The sequence below is a fragment of the Amycolatopsis mediterranei genome, from assembly GCF_026017845.1.
GTDB classification, from domain to species: domain Bacteria; phylum Actinomycetota; class Actinomycetes; order Mycobacteriales; family Pseudonocardiaceae; genus Amycolatopsis; species Amycolatopsis mediterranei.
The window spans coordinates 5,676,225-5,701,100 of the sequence record NZ_CP100416.1 but is presented as its reverse complement, the minus strand read 5'-3'; the positions used below and the strand labels follow the sequence as shown (position 1 = coordinate 5,701,100).

The window sequence follows — 24,876 nt, the reverse complement described above, 5'->3', positions numbered from 1 at the left end:
GGGGGGGGGGGGGGCCCCCCCCCCCCCCCGGGGTGTGGGGCGGGGGCCCCCCGGGGGGGGCCCCCCGGCCCCCCCCCCCCCCGCCGCCCCCCCCGCCCCCCCCCCCCCCCCCCCCCCGGCCCCGCCAGCCGGGGGGGGGGGGGGGGGGGGGGGGGGGCCCCCCCCCCCCCCCGCTCTTGTTTCGCTCAGGTCAGCCGCGGGTGAGGAACGCGCGGAAAGCCACAGCCGAGGCCGCCCTCCGGTCACACCCCCCTGCCGACCGATACGCAGCCGCCTCAGCGGCCGCCAGGCCGTGTCAAGGCACGCTTTCCCGCCTTGACACGGCCTGACGGCCGCTGAACAATCCGGCGTTCGGGCCGGCGGGAAGAATCCGGCAGGGCCAACCGACCTCGACACGGCTTACTCCGGCAGGGCCAACCCCGGCAGAAGCTCCAGCCGAGCTCAGGACGTAGCAGGAGAAGTCCGAAAGTTCTGGTCAGCAAAAGCCAGCAGATACGGCAGAGTAGCCCGAGCAGTGTGCCAGGTGTGGTTGAACCCCCGTTCAGCATGCACCACCGCCTCCTGCCCCCGAGCATGCAGAGCATCAGCAATGCGGCGCGCCGTCGAGACATCGGTCGGCGCACCGGTCCCGACCGCGAGCATCACCGAAATCGGCGCCGGGAACTTCATCGTCGGCAGGTACTTGCGAGGCGTGTTGGCCACGATGGCGGCTCGGTTCCCGTCGAGGATGCCGACCGAGTCGTTGAGGTCGTCGTAGGGCAGGGCGATCACCAGGGTGGCGAACTCGTCGACGTGGTGGAGGCCGATGTTGAGCGCCCCGAAGCCGCCGCCGGACATGCCGCCCAGCGCCCGGTGGGTGCGGTCGGCGAGCGTGCGGTAACGCTGGTCGACGGCCGGGACCACGGTGCCGGCCAGGTAGCTCTCCAGCTGCGGCCCGCCGGGGATGTTCAGGCACTCCCAGTCGGTGCTGGGGTTGCCGGCGGTGAGGTCGACGCTGACCACGATCATCGGCGCGATGACGTTGGCCTGCTGGAGCGCCAGGAGCGAGCCGGGGGCGTCGCCGGAGGTGAGCCAGTCGCGCGGGCCGCCGAAGGGGTAGCCGTGGATCAGGTAGACGACCGGGTAGCGGCGGGTGGGGTCGCTGTCGTAGCCGGGCGGGAGGATGACGTAGTTGCTGCCCGAGGGGACTCCGTGGGCCGGGTCGGGGAGGTTGACGACGTCGATCCGCTGCCCGGCGGCCGCCGAGCCCGCGCCGCGGTGCGGCGCGGACGACGACGAGTCCGAAGACGAATCCGGCGACGAGCCCGACGACGGTTCGGGGGCCTCCTTGCCGTCGTCGAGCAGGCGGCCGGCGAGGTTGACGACGCCGGGGCCACGCTGGAGGAGCCGGGCCAGGTCGTCGGAGGTGCGGACGTACCCGACGTAACTGTTGAGCGCGGTGACCGACGCCAGCAGCAGGAGCACGCCGAAGGCGGTGAACCCCCATCGCCGGACGCGGCGGCGGTACCACAGCGCGACCACGACGGCGAGGATGGCGACGGCGGCCGAGGCGAAGCCGAGCCAGATGAGCGGCGACTCGAGCGGGCCCAGGTCACGCGCGCGGGCGGTGACGTCACCCGGCAGCACCGGATCGCTCGCGGCCCGGTGGATGACGCTCGCCAGGCCGTGCCCGTCCATCGAATCCCCGCTCGCCCCTGGCCGCGGGCAGGAGTGCCCGCAACTCGGTCGCGAAGCTAGCGGGAACTGCCTGTGGGTTCGTTGAGAGAAGGTAAAGCAACCTCACAGGCGGTAGAGCGTCAGGGCACGGGGCCGCGACCGGAAACTGAACCGGTTGCCGAGCGGGCCGACCTCGCCGTCGGTGGCGACGCGGCGGTTGCCGTCGAGCAGCTCGACGTCCAGTTCGGGCAGGTCGAGCTCCTGGTAGACGTGGCTGGCGGCGAGGCTGCGGGTGATCATGGCCAGCAGGAACCGGGCGCGGGAGTAGGGCAGGTCGGCGCGCAGGTAGCGGATGTCCAGCAGGCCGGTGTCGAGCGCGGGGCGCCGGCTCGGGGCGAACCCCTTCGGCGCGTACGTGCCGTTGCCGACGAACAGCAGCCAGACCTGCGTGCGCTTGCCGTTGAGCCGGACGGTCAGCGGCTTGGCGTGCCGCAGCGTCCTGGCCAGCGCGATCGCCGCCGAAGGCCACTTCGGGTGCTTCTCCTGCAGCTTCTCCCGCAGCCGGACCATCTCCGGGTAGCCGCCGAGGCTGGCGGTGTTGACGAACCAGCGGTGGTCCGCGTCGCCGGTGCCGTCGATCTCGACTTCGCCCAGGTCGACGCGGACCGCGTTGCCGACCTCGGTCGCCGCGTCGGCGTCGGGCATGGAGCTGACGCCGACGTCGCGGGCGAAGTGGTTGAGCGTCCCCGCCGGGACCAGAGCGAGCGGCAGGTCGCGCTCGGCGGCGACGGAGGCCACCGCGGCGACGGTGCCGTCCCCGCCCGCGACGGCCAGCGCGCGGATCGTGCCGCGGGCGTCGATCTCGGCTTCGAGCTGGGCGCGCAGGCCCTGCTCGGGGTCCGGGTAGAGCAGCGTGGCCTTGGGCCAGGCGAACTTGACGTCCTCGGTCGGGTCCTGGCCCGCCACGCCGGAGTTCGGGTTGACGACGGCGAGCATGTCCTCGCCGTCGACCATCTCGGGCGCGTCGGCGTCGTGGGCCGTGCGGCCCGGGACGTCGTCGTGCAGCGGCCACCAGTGCCGGGTGGCCAGGCCCACGCCGACCCCGATGCCCAGCCCGACGCCCACGTCGGAGGGCCAGTGCACGCCGGTGTGGACCCGCGAGTAGGCGACGGCCAGCGCCAGCGGCGCCACGGCGAGCCCGGCCCGCGGCGACTCCATCGCCACCGCCGTCGCGAAGGCCGCCGCGGACGCGGAGTGGCCGGACGGGAAGGACGAGGACGTGGGCCGTTTCCGCAGGCGGCGACGCATCGGCGTCTCTTCTTCGGCCGGGCGGCGGCGCGGGAACAGCGGCTTGCCGATCAGGTTGGCCGCGGCGCTGGCCCCGGCGATCGCCACGACCCCGCGCAGCGCGGCCCGGCGGGTCTCGCCCTGGCGGGTGGCCAGCAGCGCGGCGACCCCCCACCACAGGCGGGACTTGTTCGCCGATCTCGACAACGTCATCAGCGCGTCGTCGGCTTTCGAGGCGGGCAGCGCGGCACTGCGGCGCATCAGGGCGCGGTCGGTCCGGCCGACCCGCCGGAAGGCCCGGATGAGCTGGTGTGACAAGGAGTCCGCCTTCCGCACGTCGTCAAGAGCTGTGCTCCAATCGTGCCTGATTCGGGGAGATTTCACCGTCTGTGGCGTACTGGGGGCGTGTCGACGCCCGAACGGCGCACCGTCGACGGGGGTGCAGCGCCTACTCTGGTGGAATGCAGCGGCGGATCTTTGGCATCGAGACCGAGTTCGGGGTCACGTGCACCTTCCACGGACAGCGCAGGCTCTCGCCCGACGAGGTGGCGCGCTACCTGTTCAGGCGGGTCGTGTCGTGGGGACGCTCCTCCAACGTGTTCCTGTCGAACGGCTCGCGGCTCTACCTCGACGTCGGCTCGCACCCCGAGTACGCGACGGCCGAATGTGACGACCTGGTCCAGCTCGTCACGCACGACAAGGCCGGTGAGCGGATCCTCGAGGACCTGCTGGTCGACGCCGAACGGCGGCTCGCCGACGAAGGCATCGGCGGCGACATCTTCCTGTTCAAGAACAACACCGACTCGGCGGGCAACTCCTACGGCTGTCACGAGAACTACCTGGTGACCCGGGCGGGGGAGTTTTCCCGGATCGCGGACGTGCTGCTCCCGTTCCTGGTGACCCGCCAGCTCATCTGCGGCGCCGGCAAGGTGCTGCAGACCCCGCGGGGCGCGGTCTACTGCCTCTCCCAGCGTGCGGAGCACATCTGGGAGGGCGTCTCCAGCGCCACGACCCGCTCGCGGCCGATCATCAACACCCGTGACGAGCCGCACGCCGACGCCGAGCGCTACCGGCGGCTGCACGTCATCGTGGGCGACTCGAACATGGCCGAGCCGACGACCATGCTCAAGGTCGGTTCGGCGAACCTCGTGCTCGAGATGATCGAGGCCGGCGTCCAGTTCCGCGACTTCACCCTGGACAACCCGATCCGGGCCATCCGCGAGATCAGCCACGACCTCACCGGCCGCCGCCAGGTGCGGCTGGCCGGCGGGCGCGAGGCCTCGGCACTGGACATCCAGCGCGAGTACCACGCCCGCGCGGTGCAGCACATCAAGGACAACGGCACGACCGCGGCGAACGAGCGCGTCGTCGAGCTGTGGGGCCGGGCCCTCGAAGCGGTCGAGCAGCAGGACTTCGGCAAGATCGACACCGAGATCGACTGGGCGATCAAGCACCGGCTGGTCGAGCGCTACCGGCACAAGCACGACCTGGACCTGTCCAGCCCGCGCATCGCTCAGCTCGACCTGGCCTACCACGACATCCGCCGGGGCCGGGGCATCTTCGACCTGCTCCAGCGCAAGGGCCTGGTCCGCCGGGTCACCGACGACGGCGAGATCGAAGCCGCCAAGGACACCCCGCCCCAGACGACCCGCGCGAAGCTGCGCGGCGACTTCATCGCCGCCGCCCAGGCCGCGGGCCGCGACTTCACCGTCGACTGGGTGCACCTGAAGCTGAACGACCAGGCCCAGCGCACGGTCCTGTGCAAGGACCCGTTCCGCTCGGTCGACGAGCGGGTGGAACGCCTGATCAGCTCGCTCTAGCCGGTACCGCCGAAGGGGACGTCCACGCCGGGCGTCCCCTTCGGCGTTCCCGACGAAAGTCGCGCGCCGGGTGCGGCAAGATCGGCCGCATGCGTGTCGTGCTGCTCGTGCTCGCTCTGCTGGTTTCGCTCGCGGCTCCGGCGTCGGCGGGGGAGCACCGGCCGGCGTGGGAGCTCGAGCCGACCGGCGTCACCGCCCAGTTCCGCGGCCTGTCCGCGGTCAGTGCCCGGGTCGCCTGGGTCAGCGGCACGCAGGGCACCGTCCTGCGCACGGTCGACGGCGGCCGGACCTGGGCCTCCGTCGGGCCGACGGGGACCGAGACGCTGCAGTTCCGCGACATCGAGGCCTTCGACGCCGACCACGCCGTGATCCTCTCCATCGGGCCGGGGACCGACTCCCGCGTCTACCGGACCGACGACGGCGGCGCGCACTGGCGCCAGACGTTCCAGAACACCGACGCGGCGGCGTTCTACGACTGCCTCGCCTTCTTCGACCCGTGGCGTGGCCTGGCGATGAGTGACCCCGTCGACGGCCGGTTCCGGGTGCAGGCCACCTTCGACGGCGGCCGCAGCTGGCAGCCGGTGCCCGACAGCGGCTTCCCGCCCGCGCTGCCCGGCGAGGCCGGGTTCGCGGCCAGCGGCCAGTGCGTCACGACCGCCGGGCCGTTCGACGCCTGGCTCGCCACCGGCGGTGGCGCGACCGCCCGCGTCCTGCACTCCGGTGACGGCGGCCGGCACTGGACGGCGTCGGACACGCCGTTGCCCAGCAGCCCGTCGGCGGGCGTGTTCGCCCTGGCCTTCCGCTCGCCGTCCCAGGGCGTCGCGATCGGTGGCGACTACGCGAACCCGACGGCGCCCGGCCCGGCCGTCGCGCTCAGCCGGGACCGCGGCCGTACCTGGCGGACACCGCCGCAGTACCCGGCGGGGTACCGCTCCGGGCTGGCCTGGCGCGGCGGGATGGTGCTGGCGGTCGGTCCGGGCGGCAGCGACTACAGCCCGGACGGCGGACGGCACTGGACGGCGTTCGACACCGGCAGCTTCGACAGCGTCGACTGCGCCGGGGCCGCTTGCTGGGCGAGCGGCGCCCAGGGCCGCGTCGCCCGCCTGGGCTTTTAGAGCACCTGGCCGGTCGGGCGGACCATGATCTCGTTGACGTCGACCGAGGGCGGCTGCTGGAGGGCGTAGAGGACCGCGCGGGCGATGTCGTCCGCGGTCAGCATCGGCTTCGTGCGCTGCTCGTCGGTGAGGATGTCGGTGTCGGTGATGCCCGGGTTGATCAGCGTGACCCGCACGCCGGTGCCGACGGCCTCCTCGCGGATCGCGCCGGCCATCCCGGTCACGGCCCACTTCGTCACGGAGTACAGGCTCGCGTTGCGGATGTAGCGGCCGGCGACCGACCCGGTGAGGAGCAGGTGACCGGCCGACTCCCGGAGCGCGGGCAGCGCGGCGCGGGCGGTGTAGGCGGCACCGAGGACGTTGGTGCGGACCATGGGCTCCCACGCGCGCGGGTCGGGATCGTCGTCGTCGCCGAAGAAGGAGGTCCCGACGGCGATGCCGGCGTTGGCGAAAGCGGCATCGAGCCGGCCGAACCGCGCCACGGTCTCGTCGACGGCGGCGGCGATGCTCGGCCAGTCGCCGACGTCGGCGCCGAGCGCGAGCGCCCGGTCCTCGCCGAGTTCGGCGGCGAGAGGGGTGACGGATTCGGCCTTGCGGGCGACGAGGGCGACCTTGAACCCGGAGGCGGCGGCCAGGCGGGCGGTGGCGGCGCCGAGGCCGCGGGAGGCACCGGTGACGAGGAGAACGCGATCATCCATACCGCCAGGTTATGGCGGCTCGGTTCTCACGGCACCAGCACGAGCCGCCCCCGCAGACCGCCCACGGCCATCCGTTCGTGGGCCACCGCCGCCTCCGTCAGAGGCAGTACCCCGGCCACCCGCAGGGGGAGGGTCCCGTTCTCCGCCAGCCGGGCCAGCTCGGCCAGCCGCTCGCCGTCCGCGCGGATCCACACGCTGCGGACCCGGACCCCGCGCAACGGCAGGGGTGCCGCTCCCGCCGCGAACGCGACGAACTCGCCGCCGCCCCGGACGGCGTCGAGGGCATCGAGGCCGAGGAGCGCGGTGTCGAGGGCGGCGTCCACCCCGCCCGGGACCAGCGCGCGGACCCGGTCGCCCAGCGACGGCCCGCGCGGTACGAATTCGTCCGCGCCGAGCGCCCGGACCTGCGGTTCGTCGGTTTCCGACGCCACGGCGACGACCCGGAGCTTCCGCGCGTGCGCCAGCGCGACGGCGTACCCGCCGACCGCGCCCGCTGCGCCGGTGACCAGGACGGTCCCGGTGGTCTCGACGAGGTCCAGGGCTTGGGCGGCGGTCAGTGCGTTGAGGGGCAGGGTGGCCGCTTCGGCGGGGGAGGCGCCGGCGGGAGCGGGCGCCACGGCGGAGGAGTCCAGGAGGAGGTAGCCGGCGTAGGCGCCGAGCGGCGTGGCGATCCGGTCGCGGAGGCCGATCACCGCATCGCCCGCCCGGAACGGGGCTCGCTCGCCGGGCCGGGAGCGGGGGTTCTCCGACGTCGCCTGGCGGCCGAGACCGACCGCATCGATCTCCCCCGCGACGTCCCAGCCCAGCCCGAGCACCTCCCGCGCCGGGATCACCCCCGCCGCACTCAGCACCCCGCTGCGGGTCGCCAGGTCCACCGGGTTCACCGCGGCCGCCGCCACCCGGATCCGCACCTGCCCCGGACCCGGCTCGGGCACGGGCACCTCGGCGAACTCCAGCACCTCCGGCCCACCGAACCGCCGGACCACCACCGCACGCATCGCCTGCTCCTCTCGTCCGGGAACCCTTCCCTCACGAACGTATGGGGAGCTACTCTCCGATGGGAAGTACGCACCCGCAGGTTCCCTGCTCACCAGGAGGTTCGCCCGGTGCCCACGCGCACGGCGGAACAGCGACGCCAAGCCGAGAAGGCCGCCTACGACGCCTACCTGGCGGCGTGCCCCACCCGGAAGCTGCTGGACGAGATCGCCGGCAAGTGGGTCAGCCTGATCCTGGTCGCGCTCGGTGACGGCCCGCAGCGCTACAGCGACCTTTCGCGGCGCATCGCCGGGGTCAGCCAGAAGATGCTCACCCAGACGCTGCGGGTGCTCGAACGGGACGGTCTCGTCCGCCGCGAAGTGACCCCGGCGGTGCCCGTCCGCGTCGACTATTCCCTTACGCCGCTGGGGGAATCGCTGCGTGCGCTGATGGCCGGGTTCAAGGCGTGGGCCGAGACCAACTTCGAAGCCGTCGACGCTGCCCGTACCGATTACGACGCGCGCACCCCGGACCTCACGATCGGGCCGGGCGGCGCGGGCTAGGCTCTACCGGGTGTCCACCGCACGCGCCGAACGGCTGGTCAATCTGGTGCTGGCCCTGTTGTCCACCCGGCAGTACCTCACGGCCGAGAAGATCCGCGGCATCGTGCCCGGCTACGGCGACGCGGCCAGCGACGAGGCCTACTTCCGGATGTTCGAACGGGACAAGACCGAGCTGCGCGAGCTCGGCATCCCGCTGGAGACCGGCCGCAACTCCGCGTTCGACGCGATCGAGGGCTACCGCATCGCCCGCCGCGACTACGAACTCGGCGAGATCGACCTCGCCCCCGACGAAGCCGCCGCGGTCGCGCTGGCGTCCCGGCTGTGGGATTCCCCGGAGCTGACCGGCCAGGCGCAGGGGGCGCTCGTGAAGCTGCGCGCCGCCGGCCTGGAGGTCGACGACCAGGCGCCCACCGTGGTCGAGCCGCGCGTGCGCGCCGAACCGGCGTTCGGGCCGCTGCTGGCCGCGGTCCAGAACGGCCAGGCCGTCCGCTTCGAGTACCGCCGCAGCGGTTCCCCGGAGCGGATCATGCGCACGCTGGAACCCTGGGGCGTGGTGTCGTGGCGGGCCCGCTGGTACGTCGTCGGGCACGACCGCGACCGCGGCGCCACCCGCTGCTTCCGGCTCTCCCGCGTCACCGGGCAGGTCCGCCCGGTCGGCAAGCCCGGCGAGGTCCGGCGCCCCGAGGGCGTCAACCTGCTCAAGCTGGTCACGGCCACCGGCGAAAGCGAACCGGCCCCGGTCACCACCGCCCGGGTCTGGGTCGCCGACGGCCGCGCGGCCGGCGTCCGCCGCCGCGGCACCGTGGTCGGCCGCGCCAGCGTCGACGGCGAAGAGGGTGACCTCGTGGAGATCGGCCTGCTCTACCCGGAATCGGCCGCCGACTGGATCAGCGCGCAGGGCCCCGACGTCGTCGTGTTCGAACCCGACGTGCTGGCCAAGAGCGTCCAGGACCGGCTGGAAGCCGTCGTCGCCCGGCAGGTGAGCGCGCGGTGAGCGGGTCCACCGACCGGATGCCGAGACTGCTCGCCCTCGTGCCGTACCTGCTGGCGCGCCCGGGTGTCCGCATCGACGACGCGGCGCAGGACTTCGACGTCTCGCCGAAGCAGCTGCGCAAGGACCTCGAGCTGCTGTGGATGTGCGGGCTGCCCGGCTACGGCCCCGGCGACCTGATCGACCTGTCCTTCGAGGGTGACACGATCATCGTCACGCACGACGCGGGGATGAGCCGCCCGCTGCGCCTGACCGGCGGCGAAGCGACCGCGCTGCTGGTGGCGCTGCGCGCGCTGGCGGAGACCCCGGGCGTGGTCGACGGCGACGCCGTCCGCCGCTCCATCGCCAAGATCGAAGCCGCCGCCGGGCAGGCCCAGCCGGCCGGCGTGGTCGTCGGCGGGGGAGTGCGCGAGGGCGAGAAGACCGCGCGGACCCGCGAGGAGGTCGCCCGCGCGCTGCGCGACGGGCGCGCGCTGCGGATCCGCTACTACACCGCCTCGAAGGACCAGATCACCGAGCGCACGGTCGACCCGATGCGGCTGCTGATCGTCCAGGCGGTGGGCTACCTCGAGGCCTGGTGCCGCCGCGCCGAGGACGTCCGGTTGTTCCGGCTCGACCGGATCGACGAGCTGACGGTCCTCGACGAGCCGGCCCGGCCGCCCGCGCATGCCCACCCCACCGACATCTCCGAGGGTGTCTTTCGCGAGCGTCCCGACCAGCGGGAGGCCGTCCTGGTCCTCGACCCGGACGCACGCTGGGTAGCCGAGTACTACCCGTGCGAGGAGCTCGACGAGCTCGACGGCGGCCGGCTGCGGATCCGGATGCGCTACGCCGACCAGTCGTGGATGGTGCGCCTGGTGCTGGGATTGGGCGGAGAAGCGCTGGTGGAGAGCCCGGCCGACCTCGCTTCCGACGTCGGCCGCCGGGCCGCCGACGCCGTGGCCCGAGCCCGTCACCTACCGTCAACCTGCGGCCACTAGGCTGACGGCGTGCCGTACCTGCCCACCGCCGTGCTCATCGTGCTCGGCCTCGCCGGCCTCGTGGTCCTGCTGGTGCGGACCGTCAAGGTCTTGCGTGCCTTCCGGCAAACCACAAGCATGGTGGCTACGAACACCCAGGACCGGGCGGGGCTCGTGCGCGCCCGGTCGGCGGCGTTGCGCGTCGCGTTCGCGCAGCGCCACCGCAAAGCGGAAAACCAGTAACATCCCTACCAGACGCAGATAGGAGGCCACCATGCTGAACGGATTGCAGCCGTGGCATTTGATCATCTTGGTGCTCGTCGTCGTGCTGCTGTTCGGGGCCAAGAGGCTTCCCGACGCGGCCCGGTCCATCGGCAAGTCCATGAAGATCTTCAAGGCCGAGACCAAGGACCTCACCGGCGACAAGGCGCACGAAGACGCCGAGCCCGTCGAGACGAAGCAGATCCCGGCCACGCCCGCCGCGCCCGCTTCGACCGACCAGCAGGTCGCCGACCTGCAGCGTCAGCTCGACGAGCTGAAGAAGCAGCAGGCGGCCGAGCAGCCGCAGAAGAACGTCAGCTGAGCGGCTCCGGCCACACCCGGTCCCCGGTCCACGGAGCGCGCCGCACCCGGCGCGCTCCGGCGGACTCCGACGAGAACGGAACAACCCGTGGCGGAATCCGCCTCCGGAAACGGTGACAGCCGCAGCTCCAAGCGGCGCAAGCGCAGCCGTCGCACCAACCCCGACGGCACGATGACGCTCATCGAGCACATCTACGAGTTCCGCCGCCGTCTCGGCTTCGCGCTGCTCGCCGTCGTCATCGGCGGCATCTTCGGGTTCATCTGGTTCGGCACCAAGCTCGGCCCGATCCCGTCACTGGGCGACCTCGTCAAGGACCCGTACTGCGCCATCCCGCCGCAGCGCCGGCTCGACAGCGCGGAGGGGTGCCGGCTGCTGCAGACCGTGCCGTTCGAGGCCTTCATGACGCAGCTGAAGGTCGGCCTCGCGGCCGGGGCGGTGCTCCTCTCGCCGGCCTGGCTGTACCAGCTCTGGGCGTTCATCGCGCCCGGCCTGTACAGCAAGGAACGCAAGTACGCGCTGACGTTCGTCGGGTTCGCGTCGGTGCTGTTCGCCACGGGCGCCGTGCTCGCCTACATCCTCTTCCCGCACGCCCTGCAGCTGCTCATGGGCTTCGGGCAGGACGCGTTCGTCACCGCGCTCACCGCGGACAAGTACATCTCGTTCCTGCTGTCGCTGCTGATCATCTTCGGGATCAGCTTCGAGCTGCCGCTGCTGGTGGTGATGCTCAACCGCGTCGGCGTCGTCAAGTACGTGCAGCTGAAGAAGTGGCGCCGCGGCATCGTGTTCGCGTTGTTCGTCTTCGCGGCCTTCGCCACCCCCGGCTCGGACCCGTTCTCCATGCTCGGCCTCGCCGGCGCGCTCACCGTGCTGTTCGAGATCGCCGTCCAGATGGCCCGCTTCCACGACCGCAAGCTCGAAAAGGCCCGCGGCGACGAAGGCTGGGACCAGCTCGCCGACGACGAAGCCGCGCCGTTCGACTACACGCCGAGCACCGTCGACGACGAGCCGTCCACCCCGACCGCGTCCGGCGGCCGCTCGAGCACCGACGACGTCACCTAGTGGGGATCCACGCCGCGCTCGCCGTGCACCCGGCGTCGGGGCACGGCGCGGCCGCCCGGGTCGCCGACACCGTCGCCGAGCGGCTGCGCACCGCCGTGGACCGGCTCGACGTCCTCGTCGCCCACTCCGTCGAGGAGTCCCGCGCGCTGATGCAGTCGTCCCACGCCGCCGGGCTCGACGTCCTGGTCGTGCTCGGCGGGGACGGCGCCGCCCACCAGGGCGTCCAGTTCTGCGCCAACCACGACGTCGCGCTCGGCCTGGTCCCGGCGGGCACCGGCAACGACTTCGCCCGCGCCCTCGGCCTCCCCGGCGAGCCGCTCCCGGCGGTCGACGCCCTGGTCGCGGCCCTGCGCTCGGGCGCCCGCCGGCGGATCGACCTCGGCCGCGTCGGCGACACGTGGTTCGCGACGGTGCTGTGTGCCGGGTTCGACGCGAGTGTCAACGAACGCGCCAACCGGATGCGCTGGCCGTCCGGGCCGCGCCGCTACGACGTGGCGATCCTGGCCGAACTGGCGGGGTTCCGCTCCCGCCCGGTGGTCGTCGACACCGGCACCGGCCGCCTCGAACTCGACGCGACGCTCGTGGCGATCGGCAACACCCGCTTCTACGGCGGCGGCGTCCCGATCTGCCCGACGGCCGACCCCGAGGACGGCGTCTTCGACGTCACGATCATCGGCCACGCCACCCGCCGCGGCCTGATCCGCCTGCTCCCGGGCCTGCGCACGGGCAAGCACCTGACCCACCCGGCCGTTCGCACGCTGCGCGCCCGCTCGGTGACCCTGGCCGGCAACACCTGGCCCGCCTACGCCGACGGGGAACCGCAGGGCACGGTCCCGGTGACGGCCAGCTGCGTGCCGGGCGCGCTCACGGTGCTGGCCTAACGGTCGTAGCCGCCCGCCCGCGCCACCAGCTGCCGGAAGTGGGCCGGGGTCAGCAGCCGTCCCGCCTCGGCGAAGTAGACGCCGCCGCAGCGGTGGCAGAACCAGCCCTGCTCCCACACCTGCCGCGCCGCCGGGACCCCGCGCCGCTGCCGCCGGTGCGCCCGCACCCGCCGCACGTACAGCCACACCAGCACGCCGGCCGCGACGTACACGCACACCGAAGGCAGCGAGAACAGCGCGACACCCAGCGCCTTCGCCGCCGCGCCGCCGGGCGGCGGATCGTCGGACGCCGAGAACGGCAGCACCAGGAAACAACTGCCCACCATGGCCAGCACGATCGCCGCCGCCAGCAGGCCGCCGCCGCGGCGCGGGGGAGGGAAGGGGTCCAGCGCCCGGGCCACCGCCGTCACCGACACGCCGCTGACCTGGCTTTTCGTCACGATCACGGCATCACCGGCCGGCACCGCGACCGACGGGCCCTGACCGCGGTAGAACGAGTGGCCGCCGTGGTAGGCCGCGGGCACGTGCTGCACCCGGTCCAGCAGGCCACAGCTCGGACACGGTTCGGTCATGCCCGCTCCGACGCCGCCGGACGGCGCCCGGTTCCCCGGATATCGCAGTGTATAACGCCCTATACCGCGGGCCGGTTTTCTTGATCGACAATTTCACCAGCAGAACAGAAAAGCCGCACTGACGAGGAGCGCCACGCCGTCGGTCACGCGGCGTGCGGACCGGCGGGGTGATGTGAAACCCTGACGACGTGGCCGATAGCCCTTCTTCGTCCCCGGCCGAGGCCTATGCGGCCTCCGCACGCCGCGGGAAGTACCCCCAGCTGACGCGCTTCGCCGCGGAGGCGTCCTTCGAGTTCGACCCGTTCCAGATCCGCGGGTGCGAGGCCCTGGAAGACGGCCACGGCGTGCTGGTCTGCGCGCCCACCGGGGCGGGCAAGACCGTGGTCGGCGAGTTCGCCGTGCATCTGGCGCTCGCCGAGGGCCGCAAATGCTTCTACACGACGCCGATCAAGGCGTTGTCGAACCAGAAGTACGCCGACCTCGTGGCCCGCCACGGCGCCGACGCCGTCGGGCTGCTGACCGGGGACACCTCGATCAACGGCAACGCGCAGGTGGTCGTGATGACCACCGAGGTGCTGCGCAACATGCTCTACGCGGGCTCGTCCACGATCATCGACCTCGGGTACGTCGTGATGGACGAGGTCCACTACCTCGCCGACCGGTTCCGGGGCGCGGTGTGGGAAGAGGTGATCCTGCACCTGCCCGAGCACGTCCGCGTGGTGGGGCTGTCGGCGACGGTCAGCAACGCCGAGGAGTTCGGCGAGTGGCTGGTGGAGGTCCGGGGCGACACGACGGTCGTCGTGGACGAGCACCGGCCGGTGCCGCTGTGGCAGCACATGCTGGTGGGGAACCGGCTGCTGGACCTGTTCGCCGGGGACGACGTGCACGCGCCGGGCGCCGAGCTGCGGATCAACCCGACCCTGCTGCGCCGGACGGAAGAGATCGGCCGCCAGTACGCGCCGGCGGGGTTCCGCGGGCCGCGGGGCCGGCGGGGTGCGCCGCCGCGGATGCCGCGGTTCCGGCCGCCGTCACGGGTCGACGTCGTCGAGCAGCTGGACCGGGCCGGGTTGCTGCCGGCGATCGTGTTCATCTTCTCCCGCGCCGGTTGTGACGCCGCGGTGGCGCAGTGCGTCCGGTCGGGGTTGCGGCTGAACGGGCCGGGTGAGGTCGAGGAGATCCGCCGGGTCATCGAGGAGCGCACGGCGGATCTGCCCGAGGGTGATCTGGGCGTGCTGGGGTACTGGGAGTGGCGGGAGGCGCTGGAGCGCGGGATCGCCGGGCACCACGCCGGGTTGCTGCCGGCGTTCAAGGAGACCGTCGAGGAACTGTTCGTCCGCGGGCTGGTGAAGGTCGTGTTCGCCACCGAGACCTTGGCGCTGGGGATCAACATGCCCGCCCGGACGGTCGTGCTCGAGCGGCTGGTGAAGTACAACGGCGAGGCGCACGTCGATCTGACGCCGGGGGAGTACACCCAGCTCACCGGCCGGGCCGGGCGGCGGGGCATCGACGTGGAGGGGCACGCCGTCGTCGCGTGGCAGCCGGGCGTGGATCCGAAGCAGGTCGCGGGGCTGGCCTCGACCCGGACCTATCCGCTGCGGTCGTCGTTCCGGCCGGGGTACAACATGGCGGTCAACCTGGTGGCGCAGGTCGGGGCGGCCGAGGCGCGCGAGCTGCTGGAGCAGTCGTTCGCGCAGTTCCAGGCCGACCGGTCGGTGGTGGGCACCGCGCGCCGGATCGAGCGGAACAAGGAAGCGCTGAAGGGCTACACGGCCGCGGTGACCGGCGACTTCGACGAGATGCTCGAGTACGTCGAGCTGCGCGCGAAGATTTCGGCGCGGGAGAAGGCGTTGTCGCGGCAGAACACGGCCGTGCGGCGGGCGGGGACCGCGGAGTCGCTGGAGAAGCTGCGCAAGGGTGACGTCATCGCGGTGCCGGCCGGGCGGCGGGCGGGGCTGGCGGTGGTGGTCGATCCGGGGCTGGACCCGATCCGGGAGCCGCGTCCGGTGGTGGTGACCGAGGACCGGTGGTCGGGGCCGTTGTCGGTGGCGGACTTCCCGGCGCCGGTGGAGGCGCTGGGGCGGATCAAGCTGCCCAAGCACATCGAGCTGCGGTCGCCGCGGACGCGCCGGGACATCGCATCGACGCTGCGCAACGCCGGGATTTCGCTGCCGGGCCGGCAGAAGCGGCGGTCGGGGGCGAACGAGGACGGCGAGCTGGCCGTGTTGCAGCGGGCGCTGCGGGCGCATCCGTGCCACGGGCTGGCCGAGCGCGAGGCGAACCTGCGCTGGGTGGAGCGTTATCAGCGACTGGCCGAGGAAACGAAGCAGCTGGAGCGGAAGGTCGCGGCGACGACGCACTCGCTGGCGCGGGCGTTCGACCGGATCCTGGCTCTGCTGGGTGAGCGCGGGTACCTGGCAGCGGCGCGGAGCGCCTCCGTTGAGGGTGCTGGCGGGGGCATGGATGGATTGGGGCCGGAGTCGGCCGGGGACGGCGAGGATCGCGTCACCGAGCACGGCCGGCGGCTGACGCGGCTCTACAGCGAGTCGGACCTGCTGGCGGCGGAGTGCATCCGGCACGGCGTGTGGCGGAAGCTGAACCCGGCCGAGCTGGCCGCGGTCGTGTCGACGCTGGTGTTCGAGGCGCGCCGGGACACCGCCGGTGAGCCGCGGCTGCCGGGCGGGGCGGTGCCCGAGGCGTGGCAGGAGACCGCGCGGCTGTGGGTGGAGCTGACCGAGGACGAGCGGCGGCACCGGCTCGACCGGACCCGGGAGCCCGACGCGGGGTTCGCGTGGCCGGTTTATCGGTGGGCTCGTGGTGAATCCTTGGAGAAGGTCCTCACCGCGGCCGAGGCCAACGGCCAGGAGCTGTCGGCTGGTGACTTCGTGCGCTGGTCGCGTCAGGTGATCGACCTGCTCGACCAGATCCGGGACGTGCTCGGCAAGGCGGATCCGGTGGGTGCGGCGGCGGCGGAAGCGGTGAAGGCACTCCGTCGCGGAGTCGTGGCCGCGGGCGCGGCGTGAACTCGGTGTTAGGCCTGTTCGGTGGCTGCGCGGGCGGTGAGCGTCGACACGTGTGCTCGGCTCCGACCTGTGGTTGGATCGCGTGCGACACCGTGTGTGCGCGGCTTGCCGGTGTATCGGGGTGGACAGCGAGATGAGCGAAGCAGGCGGAGGCAGACGATGAGCACGCCGTATGGCGGCAACGACCCACAGCAGCCCCAGTACGGGCAGCAGCCGGGCGGCGCGTACCCGCCGAGCGGCTCGCAGGAGCAGCCGCAGTGGGGGCAGTCGCAGCAGCCTTCTTACGACCCGAACCAGCAGCAGCAATGGGGCCAGCCGCAGCAGCCCCAGCAACCGCAGCAGTGGGGGCAGCAGCCGGGCGGGTACACCCCGCCGCAGCAGCCGCAGTGGGGGCAGCAGCCGCCGCCCTACGGTCAGCAGCCCGGGGGTGGGTACCCGCAGAGCGGGCCGCAGGCGCAGCCGCAGTACGGGCAGCCGTCCGGTGGGGCGTACCCGCCGAGCGGGCCACAGGCGCAGCCGCAGTACGGGCAGCAGCCGGGCGGCCAGTACGACTACGGCCAGCAGTTCCCCGGCGCGGCCGCCCCGGAGGGCGAGAAGCCGGCGAAGTCGAAGAAGGGCCTGCTGATCGGCGTGGTCGCGGTGATCGTGGTCGTCGCCGTGTTCCTGGTCCTCGGGTTCGTCGCGCCCGGGTTCCTGAAGACGCAGGTCTTCAACAACACGCAGATGCAGACCGACGTGCAGAAGCTGCTGACCGAGACGTACAAGATCGACGGCGTCACCGGCGTCACCTGCCCCGCCGAGCAGAAGGTGGAGGACGGGGCGAAGTTCACCTGCACCGCCACGATCGCCGGGAAGCCGCAGCAGGTGCCGATCACGGTGAAGGGCAACGGCGGCAACTACGAGGTTTCCCCGCCCGTCGCCAAGTAGCGACCCCCAGCGACTCCGAGGTCCGGCTGCCGGTGTCTTCCGGTGGCCGGGCTTCGGCGTTTCCGGAGATGATCCGGGCATGAGCGACTTCGAGATCCGGACGCTGGGCACCGGGGAGCACCGGGCGGCGAGCAACCTGTTCCGGGAGACCGTGCACTTCCCGCCGTCCGACGACGCCGAATGGGTGTACGCGGCGCGGTACTACCAGCCCGGGGGTGCCATCGGGGCGTTCGATCCGGAGCTGATCGGGACGGCGCGGTTCTTCGACGCGGAGCTGACGGTGCCCGGCGGGACGCGGCTGCCGATGGTGGGGGTCACCTCGGTGGGGGTGCGCGCCGATCGCACTCGTCGTGGGGTGCTGCGGGCGCTGATGACGACGCAGCTGGCGGACTTCGCCGCGCGCGGAGTGGTGTTCGCGAACCTGCTCGCCTCCGAAGCCGGGATCTACAGCCGGTTCGGCTACGGCTTGGCCACGCGGTACCGCACCTACAGCGTCGACCGGCGCCGGGGGCGGCTGCGGCCGGACGCGCCGGTGGGCGGGGAGCTGGAGCTGCTGGACCTCGACCGGGCGCTGGAAGTCTGCCCCGGTGTGTACGACGGTCTCGAGCACCGGCCGGGGATGATGTCCCGGCCGGAGGTGCTGTGGCGGCTCTACGAGATGCAGCTGCGGCGGCACGCTTCGCCGGTGAAGGCGGTCGTGCACCACGGGCCCGGTGGGCCGGACGGGTTCGCGACCTACTCCGTCGGGGGCGCGCTCGTCCACCCGTGGACCAAGACCCTGGAGGTGGCGGACCTGTTCGCCGGTTCCGCGACCGCGTTCGCGGGGCTGTGGCGGTTCCTGCTCGGCATCGACCTGGTCGATCGGGTCGTCGCGGATTCGCGGCCGCTGGACGATCCGATCGAGCTGCTGCTGGCCGACCACCGGAGCGGGAACGTCGACCGGATCGGGGACGAGCACTGGATCCGGCTCGTCGACGTCCCGGCGGCCTTGGCCGGCCGGACCTACGGGCACGCCGACCCGGTGGTCGTCGAGGTCGCCGACCCGCTGCTGCCCGGCAACAGCGGTGCCTACCTCGTCGGCCCGGACGGTGCCGGGCGCACGGACCGGCCGGCCGGGCTGCGCCTGGACGTCACCACCCTGGCCATGGTCTACCTCGGTACCTGGCGGCCTTCGGCGCTGGCGGCGGCCGGCCGGATCGAGGTTCGCGACCCGGCCGCTCCCGAGGCCGCGGACCTGCTCTTCGGCACCCGCGTGGCGGCCTGGAGCGGCAGCCACTTCTGAGCCGCCGCGGAAAACCGCGTGCCGGGCCGGATGTCCCGCGGCAAGATCGGGAGGATGACCGCCTTCGACGTCCGCCCGATCACCGAAGAGGAGCGGCGCAGCACGTTCGACCTGCTGCGCCGCGCGCTGCACCGGCCGCGCGCCACCGACGGCTTCTGGGCCCGGGTCGGGGTGTCCTGGCCTGCCGCGCACAAGTTCGGTGCGTTCGAGGCCGGGAGCCCCATCGGGATCGTCAGCGCCTACGACACCGAGATCGCCGTTTCGGGTGGGCGGACGCTGCCGGTCGCCGCGGTGGAGGGCGTCGGCGTCCGCGCCGACCGGACCCGCCGCGGGGTGCTCAGCGCGATGATGGCCGCCCAGCTGGCCGATTTCGTGGCGCGCGGACTGCCCTTGGCGGTCCTGCACGCCAGCGAACCCACCATCTACGGGCGGTTCGGCTACGGCTCGGCCGCGCTCGGCAAGATCCTGCGGGTGACGCGGCCGGCGGCCCGGCTCCACGAGCGCGTCGCGACCGGTGGTGAGGTCCGGCTGCTGACGCCCGAGGAGGCGGTGAAGGAGATTCCCGGGCTGTACCGGCGGATCGGGCTGCACCGGCCGGGCATGATCGGGCGTCCGGAGCGGTGGTGGCCGATGGCGCACGACCGGCACGTGAACGCGGACGACGGCCACCAGGTCGCGGTCCACAGTGGACCGGACGGCGACGACGGGTTCGTCGTGTACGCCACGATCGGCAGCCGGTCCGTGGACGCACCGGACCGCGGTGCCGTGCTGGACGTCCACGACCTGCACGCCGCCGGCCCGGCCGCGCGGGCCGCGCTCTGGCGGTTCCTGCTGTCGGTGGACCTGGTCTCCGAGGTGCGCGCGCGGCACCGGCCGGTCGACGAGCCGCTGGCCGTGATGCTGACCGACCACCGGCACGCGGCGACCGTCGCCGTCGAGGACGACCTGTGGCTGCGGCCGGTCGACGTCGCGGCCGCGCTCGCCGCCCGCACCTACCGCGCGGCCGGCCCGGTGGTGCTCGCGGTGACCGACCGGCTGCTGCCGGCCAACACCGGGCACTACGAGGTCGGCCCGGACGGCGCCCGGCGCACCGACGCGGCCGCGGAGCTGGCCCTCGACGTCGACACGCTCGGCATGCTCTACCTGGGGCAGTGGGCCGCGACGACGCTGGCGGAGGTGGGCCGCATCGACGTCCGCGACGCGGCGGCGCTCGGGCGGGCCGACGAGCTGTTCACCACGACCGCCGCGCCGTGGTGCGGCACGGCCTTCTAGGCGCCGGGCAGGGCCTTGAGCAGCCGTTCGACGGAGTTGCCGAGGTTCCACCGCTCGGCCAGCTCGGCGACCCGCTCCGGGTCGGCCGGCGTCGCGGGCACGGTGTCGGGGCGGGACTGCTCCACCGGCGCGTCGACCGCCACGCGGACGACGGTCGGGGCGACGGCGAGGTAGTCCGCCGCGTCCTTCAGCCGCAGCCGGGTCTTGAGCGGGAGCGCGGAGTCGCCGGCCGCGGCGGCGGCGAGGAGGGCGTCGAGCGAGCCGAACTGCGTGATCAGCTTCGCCGCGGTCTTCTCGCCGATGCCCGCGACACCCGGCAGGCCGTCGGAGGGGTCGCCGCGCATCACCGACATGTCCGCGTACGCCGGCCCGGCGGTCTCGCGGGGCAGGCTGTAGCGCTCGGCGATCTCGGCCGGCCCGAGCACTTCGGCCTTGGCCCAGCCCTTGCCGACGTAGATGACCGACGCGGGCGAGGGTTCGCTGCGCACCAGCTGGAAGAGGTCCCGGTCGCCGGTGATCACCTCGACCGGGTCGGTCTTTTCGCGGGTCGCCAGCGCGCCGATGACGTCGTCGGCCTCGTAGCCGGCGGCTTCGGCGGTGGCGAAGCCGAACGCTTCGAGCAGGTCGAGGATGATCGGCACCTGCGGGGTGAGCGTGTCGGGCACCTCTTCGACGTCCGGGCCGCTGCCGGTCTCTTCGGCCACCCGGTGCGCCTTGTAGCTGGGCAGCAGGTCGGTGCGGAACTTCGGCCGCCAGTCGGCGTCGAGGCAGCAGACCAGCCGCGCGGGTCGCCGGTCGGTGAGGATCCGCGCGATCGTGTCGGCGAACCCGCGCACGGCGTTGACCTGCGTCCCGTCCGCGGCGCGCATCGAGTCGGGCAGGGCGAAGAAGGCGCGGAAGTACAGGCTCGCGGAGTCGAGCAGGGCAAGGGATCCGGTCACCCGCACAGCCTGCCATGCCCCGGCCCCGGGCGAGGGGGAAGCCACGCGGCTCGGCACGGGTTCTCCGGTGTGCGGCGAACGGAGGCGCGCCGGGCCGGTTCGGGCGCTGTACTGATCCGGCGCAGGGGAGTGCCGCGCTCGCCCGCGCGCAAGCGGCGAGCCGACGCTACGCGGTGCCATGCTTCCCGGCGGGTGCCGGCTGTGTCACCCGGCCCGGCATGTCGTGGGCCCGGGCGCGTCCGCCGGTCGTGGCGCCCCACTAGGCTCGGCCTCATGTCGCGCCGATCCCTCCACACGTCCGCTCCCGATGCCGCCGCCCTGCGGGCGCGGCTGGACCGTGCCCGCGCTGCCGCGGCCGCCGCGGGCACCGATGCCCTGCTGATCGCGCCCGGCTCCGACCTGCGGTACCTGCTCGGGCAGGCCGGGGGCTCGTTCGAGCGGCTCACCACCCTCGTCGTCCCCGCCGACGGCACCCCCGCGCTGGTCGTGCCGAAGCTGGAGGCGCCCGGGTACGCCGACGTCCCCACCGACGACCTCGGCGTCGAGCTGCTCACCTGGGTCGACGGCGACGACCCGTACAAGCTCGTCGCCGACCGGCTCGGCAAGCCCGGCCGGGTCGCCGTCAGCGACTTCACCCCGGCCCTGCACGTGCTCGCGCTGCGGACCGCGCTCGGGGAGGCCGAGCAGACCCTGGCCGGTCCGGTCGTGCGGGAACTGCGGATGCGCAAGGACACCACCGAGATCGCGTCGCTGCGCGAAGCCGGCGCGGCGATCGACCGGGTGCACGCCCGCGTCCACGAGTGGCTGCGGCCGGGCCGCACCGAGGCCGAGGTCGGCGCCGACATCGCCGCGGCCATCGTCGAGGAGGGGCACGTCCAGGCCGACTTCGTGATCGTCGGCTCCGGCCCGAACGGCGCCAGCCCGCACCACGACGTCTCCGGCCGCGTCATCGAGCGGGGTGACGTCGTGGTCGTCGACATCGGCGGCCCGCTGCCGGCCGGCTACAACTCCGACTCCACCCGCACCTACGCCGTCGGCGAGCCGCGGGATGCCGACGTGGCCGAGACCTACGCGGTGCTGCAGCGGGCTCAGGCCGCCGCGGTCGCCGCGGTCGAGCCGGGCGTCACCGCCGAGGCCGTCGATGCCGCCGCGCGGGACGTCATCGCCGAGGCGGGCTTCGGCGAGTACTTCATCCACCGCACCGGGCACGGCATCGGCCTGGACGTGCACGAGGAGCCGTACATCATCGCCGGCAACGCGCTGCCGCTGGAGCCGGGCATGGCCTTCAGCGTCGAGCCGGGCATCTACCAGCCGGGCCGCTGGGGCGCCCGGATCGAGGACATCGTCATCGTCACCGAAGACGGCGTCGAGTCCGTCAACAACCAGCCGCACGAGCTCGTCGTGCTGGACGCATGACGCCCGGCGGCCTGGAGCCGCTGGACCAGTCGATCGTCCAGGAACTCGCGGCCGACGGGCGGCGCAGCTTCACCGACCTCGCCGAGCGCGTCGGGTTGTCGGTGTCGGCGGTGCACCAGCGGGTGCGCCGCCTCGAGCAGCGCGGGGTCATCCTCGGTTACACCGCGCGGCTCGACGGCGAGCAGATCGGCCTCCCGCTGACGGCGCTGATCTCGCTGACGCCCAACGACCCGGCGGCGCCGGACGACTACCCGCAGCGGATCCAGCACATCAAGGAGATCGAGTCGTGCTACTCGGTGGCCGGCGACGAGTCCTACATCCTGCTGGTGCGCGTCCAGTCGCCGCTGGCCCTGGAGGACCTGCTGCGCCGGATCCGGGAGGCGGCTAAGGTGTCCACCCGGACGACGGTGGTGCTCTCTACGCCGTTCGAGGGACGTTCGCCGACGTTCTGACACCGGCGCTCCGTCCGGCGGCCGGGGCGCTGGTACGGTAAAAGGTATGGCAACACGTAAGGTCACTCTTTCGCTGGACAGCGGCGCGCTGGAATTCGCCGAACGAGCCGCGAAAGCCCACGGAATCTCGGTCTCCTCCTGGCTGTCGAAGGCGGCCAGGCGCGAGGCGGTGCGCACGGGTTACACCCCGCAGAGGCCGGAACCGGCCGTCGCGGAATCGGACGAGGCCGAGCGCAACGCGGCGGAAAAGGATCTGCGTGCGCAGGGGTGAAGTCTGGACGTACCACCCCCCGACCGATCCGGCCCGGCAGCGCACGGTGGTGCTGCTGTCCTCGGACGGGGTGAACGAGTCCGAACGGCCCTGGCTGCTCGGCACCGAGCTCCTCGATCGCGACCCGATGGACATCCTCGGCGTGGCGGTCGACGCCCGTTACTGGGTGTCGACGCTCAACCTGACCCGGCTCTACCGCCCGTGGTTCGACGAGCGGATCGCCGAGATCGACCAGGACGTCCAGGAGCGCATCGACATCGCGTTGCGGGCCGCCCTCGACCTCTGACCCGCGTACCCGGAGAGTCGGTACGCGAACCGGCCCTCGGGGTCAGCGGGCCACGACCTCCGGGACCGCGTGGAGCTTGCCGTCCGCGCCGGCCAGGCAGGAGGCATTGCCGTCCTTGGCCGCGATGAACTCCGTCAGGCAGTTGGCGATCGCCGCGTGGCCGGCGGCGTTGGGGTGGAACGACTCCTGCAGCGCGTGCCCGGCGCGCTCGGCCTGGGCGAGGTCGGCCAGCTGCAGCGTCAGCCGGGTGAACCACTCCGTCGCCGGGTTCGCGCCGCCGCTGCAGGCCTCGTGCTTGACGCCCGCCTTGGCCAGGTCCAGGAAGCGGGCCCCGGTCTGCCGGGCGGCCGCCTTCAGGCCGGAGGACAACACGCCGATGCCGGTCTGGGCGATCCAGCGCAGGTCTTCGGTGCGGAACGGGCAGCCGTCGAGGGTGCGCAGGTTCTCCGGCAGGTCCGGGCCGATCGGGGCCGCGTAGGACTGCAGGATCAGCTGGTAGTCCGCCGGGACGTAACCGGCGGCGGCCAGCACCGCCTTCACGTCGGAGACGGCCTTCGCCACCTTCGGCACCATCGCGTCCACTTTGGACTGCCAGGTCTGCTTCAGTGCCGTGCTGCACGGCGGGCCGCCGGCGTCGAACCACGCCTTGAAGCAGTCGTTGACCTGGTTGGAGAACTTCGGCTCGTCGTTCGCGCCGACCGCGATCACCACCGCGGCCACCCGGTGGTCCTTCACCAGCGCGGCCAGCTGCTGCGCCTGCGAGCCCTCGGTCCACTGCTTGACGTCACCGAGCGCGACCTGCTCGGCGGGGGCGCCGGAGCAGCCGAGGTTGACGTGCGCGGTGATGCCGGGGGCGGCGATCTTCCCGGCGAAGGCGTTGGGGGAGCGGTGGCACCAGTTGCCGCCCTGGCCGTTGGTCGTGGCGGTGTACTGGCCGGCGCCTTCGCCGGAGACGGTGCTGTCACCCATGGCGACGACGGTGAGCGGGCCGGTGCCCGGCGGGCCCTGCCGCGGCTGCGGCTGCCCGGGCTCGCTTTCGGAGCCGAAGAAGACGAAGGACCCGGCCAGCAAGGCCACGCACGCGAGGACGAGGGCTCCCCAGTACCACCGAAGACGTCGCATTGCCGTCGATTCTACGGATCGGGTGATCGGCTCCGGCTTCGGACACCGTGCGTCACGGCAGCCACGTCCGCACCAGCCGGACGAGGGACTGCGCCAGCGCCGCCGAGCTGATCTCCCGGTCCCGCCGCCAGTGCCGGACCTGCTCGGCGGAGAGGGCCGCGAGCAGGACGTCCGCGGCGATCCCGGCACCGTCCGCGCCGCCGGTTTCGAGCAGGTGCCGGCAGTGCTGCCGCCACAGGGTGTGCGCGCCGGTCCGGAACCGGGCGCCGGTCGTGGCGGTCTCGGAGAGCAGGACGAGGTCCAGCTGCCGGTCGAGGAGGTCGAGGTAGGCCTCGATGAACGCGCCGAGGCGGTCCGCGGGTTCCGCGCCGGGGCCCAGGGGCGGCGGGCCGGTGAGGATCTGTTCCTGCAGCTCGCGTTCGCGCTGGTCGAGCAGGGCCATGGCGAGGCCGCTCTTGTCGCCGAAACGGCGGTAGAGCGTGCCTTTGCCGACGCCGGCGGCCCCGGCGACGTCGTCCATGGTGACCGCGTCGACGCCGCGTTCGGCGAAGAGTTTCTCGGCGGCTTGCAGGACCCGGATCCGGTTGCGGGCGGCGTCCGCCCGCTCGCGGACGGGGGCGCCGAGCACCGGCAGCTCGGCGGGCGTTGACGAAGCGGACTGCGGTCCGCTACGGTTCGAGGACATAAGCGGACTCTAGTCCGATTCTTCGCCCGGCGAAAGCCGGCAC

At 73.1% G+C, this 24,876-nt stretch carries 25 protein-coding genes; 17 read left to right on the top strand and 8 right to left on the bottom strand.

Annotation, left to right across the window (positions count from 1 at the left end; genetic code table 11):
- Window positions 1-441: 441 nt before the first annotated feature.
- Window positions 442-1,677: an alpha/beta hydrolase gene (locus ISP_RS25485; protein ID WP_013226722.1), complete on the bottom strand. Its 1,236-nt coding sequence runs from the start codon at window positions 1,675-1,677 to the stop codon at window positions 442-444.
- Between the two features lie 102 nt (window positions 1,678-1,779).
- Window positions 1,780-3,261 (bottom strand): bifunctional phosphatase PAP2/diacylglycerol kinase family protein, encoded by a 1,482-nt coding sequence (locus ISP_RS25480; protein WP_013226721.1) that lies wholly within the window; start codon window positions 3,259-3,261, stop codon window positions 1,780-1,782.
- Between the two features lie 143 nt (window positions 3,262-3,404).
- On the opposite strand from ISP_RS25480, the gene pafA reads away from it, so the two are divergent.
- Window positions 3,405-4,763 carry a Pup--protein ligase gene (pafA, locus tag ISP_RS25475; protein WP_013226720.1) on the top strand — a complete coding sequence of 453 codons (1,359 nt, stop codon included), beginning with the start codon at window positions 3,405-3,407 and terminating at the stop codon, window positions 4,761-4,763.
- 89 nt (window positions 4,764-4,852) lie between these two features.
- Window positions 4,853-5,878, top strand: coding sequence for a WD40/YVTN/BNR-like repeat-containing protein (locus ISP_RS25470; protein WP_013226719.1), 1,026 nt, complete (start codon window positions 4,853-4,855; stop codon window positions 5,876-5,878).
- Here the strand turns inward: ISP_RS25470 and ISP_RS25465 are convergent.
- Both ISP_RS25465 and ISP_RS25460 read right to left on the bottom strand, forming a co-directional pair.
- The gene (locus ISP_RS25465) at window positions 5,875-6,576 is read right to left on the bottom strand and encodes an SDR family oxidoreductase (RefSeq protein WP_013226718.1); all 702 of its coding nucleotides are present in this window, start codon (window positions 6,574-6,576) and stop codon (window positions 5,875-5,877) included. The genes ISP_RS25470 and ISP_RS25465 overlap by 4 nt on opposite strands.
- A 26-nt stretch (window positions 6,577-6,602) precedes the next feature.
- A complete protein-coding gene (locus ISP_RS25460) occupies window positions 6,603-7,574 on the bottom strand; it encodes an NADP-dependent oxidoreductase (protein WP_013226717.1) in 972 nt (323 codons plus the stop codon).
- Between the two features lie 108 nt (window positions 7,575-7,682).
- Between ISP_RS25460 and ISP_RS25455 the strand changes: the two genes are divergently transcribed.
- The 7 genes from ISP_RS25455 (at window position 7,683) to ISP_RS25425 (ending at window position 12,587) form a co-directional block, all read left to right on the top strand.
- A complete protein-coding gene (locus tag ISP_RS25455; protein WP_013226716.1) occupies window positions 7,683-8,114 on the top strand; it encodes a winged helix-turn-helix transcriptional regulator in 432 nt (143 codons plus the stop codon).
- A 10-nt stretch (window positions 8,115-8,124) separates the two neighbouring features.
- Window positions 8,125-9,108, top strand: a complete 984-nt coding sequence (locus ISP_RS25450) for a helix-turn-helix transcriptional regulator (RefSeq protein ID WP_013226715.1) — start codon at window positions 8,125-8,127, stop codon at window positions 9,106-9,108.
- Entirely contained in the window at window positions 9,105-10,085 is a 981-nt protein-coding gene (locus tag ISP_RS25445; RefSeq protein ID WP_013226714.1) for a helix-turn-helix transcriptional regulator, read from the top strand. The genes ISP_RS25450 and ISP_RS25445 overlap by 4 nt, the downstream gene beginning before the upstream one ends.
- Window positions 10,086-10,094: 9 nt before the next feature.
- On the top strand, window positions 10,095-10,307 hold the full coding sequence (locus ISP_RS25440; protein WP_013226713.1) for a bacteriophage holin: 213 nt from the start codon (window positions 10,095-10,097) through the stop codon (window positions 10,305-10,307).
- 31 nt (window positions 10,308-10,338) lie between these two features.
- Complete coding sequence (gene tatA / locus ISP_RS25435; RefSeq protein ID WP_013226712.1) at window positions 10,339-10,647, top strand: Sec-independent protein translocase subunit TatA; 309 nt, start codon at window positions 10,339-10,341, stop codon at window positions 10,645-10,647.
- Window positions 10,648-10,734: 87 nt separating this feature from the next.
- Window positions 10,735-11,706 carry a twin-arginine translocase subunit TatC gene (tatC, locus tag ISP_RS25430; RefSeq protein ID WP_013226711.1) on the top strand — a complete coding sequence of 324 codons (972 nt, stop codon included), beginning with the start codon at window positions 10,735-10,737 and terminating at the stop codon, window positions 11,704-11,706.
- A complete protein-coding gene (locus ISP_RS25425) occupies window positions 11,706-12,587 on the top strand; it encodes a diacylglycerol/lipid kinase family protein (RefSeq protein WP_013226710.1) in 882 nt (293 codons plus the stop codon). Before tatC ends, ISP_RS25425 begins: the two co-directional genes overlap by 1 nt.
- Here ISP_RS25425 and ISP_RS25420 read toward each other — a convergent pair.
- The gene (locus ISP_RS25420; RefSeq protein WP_013226709.1) at window positions 12,584-13,159 is read right to left on the bottom strand and encodes a hypothetical protein; all 576 of its coding nucleotides are present in this window, start codon (window positions 13,157-13,159) and stop codon (window positions 12,584-12,586) included. The genes ISP_RS25425 and ISP_RS25420 overlap by 4 nt on opposite strands.
- A gap of 188 nt (window positions 13,160-13,347) precedes the next feature.
- On the opposite strand from ISP_RS25420, the gene ISP_RS25415 reads away from it, so the two are divergent.
- The 4 genes from ISP_RS25415 to ISP_RS25400 all read left to right on the top strand — a co-directional run bounded on the left by ISP_RS25415 (window position 13,348) and on the right by ISP_RS25400 (window position 19,660).
- A complete protein-coding gene (locus ISP_RS25415; protein WP_013226708.1) occupies window positions 13,348-16,179 on the top strand; it encodes a DEAD/DEAH box helicase in 2,832 nt (943 codons plus the stop codon).
- Between the two features lie 159 nt (window positions 16,180-16,338).
- On the top strand, window positions 16,339-17,106 hold the full coding sequence (locus tag ISP_RS25410; protein ID WP_013226707.1) for a DUF4333 domain-containing protein: 768 nt from the start codon (window positions 16,339-16,341) through the stop codon (window positions 17,104-17,106).
- 79 nt (window positions 17,107-17,185) lie between these two features.
- Window positions 17,186-18,388 carry a GNAT family N-acetyltransferase gene (locus tag ISP_RS25405; RefSeq protein WP_013226706.1) on the top strand — a complete coding sequence of 401 codons (1,203 nt, stop codon included), beginning with the start codon at window positions 17,186-17,188 and terminating at the stop codon, window positions 18,386-18,388.
- 54 nt (window positions 18,389-18,442) lie between these two features.
- Window positions 18,443-19,660, top strand: a complete 1,218-nt coding sequence (locus ISP_RS25400; protein ID WP_049878254.1) for a GNAT family N-acetyltransferase — start codon at window positions 18,443-18,445, stop codon at window positions 19,658-19,660.
- On the opposite strand, the gene ISP_RS25395 is transcribed toward ISP_RS25400, so the two are convergent.
- Window positions 19,657-20,601: a 5'-3' exonuclease gene (locus ISP_RS25395; protein ID WP_013226704.1), complete on the bottom strand. Its 945-nt coding sequence runs from the start codon at window positions 20,599-20,601 to the stop codon at window positions 19,657-19,659. The genes ISP_RS25400 and ISP_RS25395 overlap by 4 nt on opposite strands.
- 273 nt (window positions 20,602-20,874) lie before the next feature.
- Between ISP_RS25395 and ISP_RS25390 the strand changes: the two genes are divergently transcribed.
- Genes ISP_RS25390 through ISP_RS25375 form a run of 4 tightly spaced genes read left to right on the top strand, consistent with a single transcriptional unit; the run spans window position 20,875 to window position 23,026 of the window.
- Window positions 20,875-22,017, top strand: coding sequence for a M24 family metallopeptidase (locus tag ISP_RS25390; RefSeq protein WP_013226703.1), 1,143 nt, complete (start codon window positions 20,875-20,877; stop codon window positions 22,015-22,017).
- On the top strand, window positions 22,014-22,469 hold the full coding sequence (locus tag ISP_RS25385) for an Lrp/AsnC family transcriptional regulator (RefSeq protein ID WP_003092399.1): 456 nt from the start codon (window positions 22,014-22,016) through the stop codon (window positions 22,467-22,469). Before ISP_RS25390 ends, ISP_RS25385 begins: the two co-directional genes overlap by 4 nt.
- Window positions 22,470-22,515: 46 nt before the next feature.
- A complete protein-coding gene (locus tag ISP_RS25380; protein WP_013226702.1) occupies window positions 22,516-22,740 on the top strand; it encodes a hypothetical protein in 225 nt (74 codons plus the stop codon).
- Window positions 22,727-23,026: a hypothetical protein gene (locus ISP_RS25375; protein ID WP_013226701.1), complete on the top strand. Its 300-nt coding sequence runs from the start codon at window positions 22,727-22,729 to the stop codon at window positions 23,024-23,026. Before ISP_RS25380 ends, ISP_RS25375 begins: the two co-directional genes overlap by 14 nt.
- Window positions 23,027-23,068: 42 nt before the next feature.
- On the opposite strand, the gene ISP_RS25370 is transcribed toward ISP_RS25375, so the two are convergent.
- Both ISP_RS25370 and ISP_RS25365 read right to left on the bottom strand, forming a co-directional pair.
- Entirely contained in the window at window positions 23,069-24,148 is a 1,080-nt protein-coding gene (locus ISP_RS25370) for a GDSL-type esterase/lipase family protein (RefSeq protein WP_176742147.1), read from the bottom strand.
- Window positions 24,149-24,200: 52 nt separating this feature from the next.
- A complete protein-coding gene (locus tag ISP_RS25365) occupies window positions 24,201-24,833 on the bottom strand; it encodes a TetR/AcrR family transcriptional regulator (RefSeq protein WP_013226699.1) in 633 nt (210 codons plus the stop codon).
- Between the last annotated feature and the right edge of the window lie 43 nt (window positions 24,834-24,876).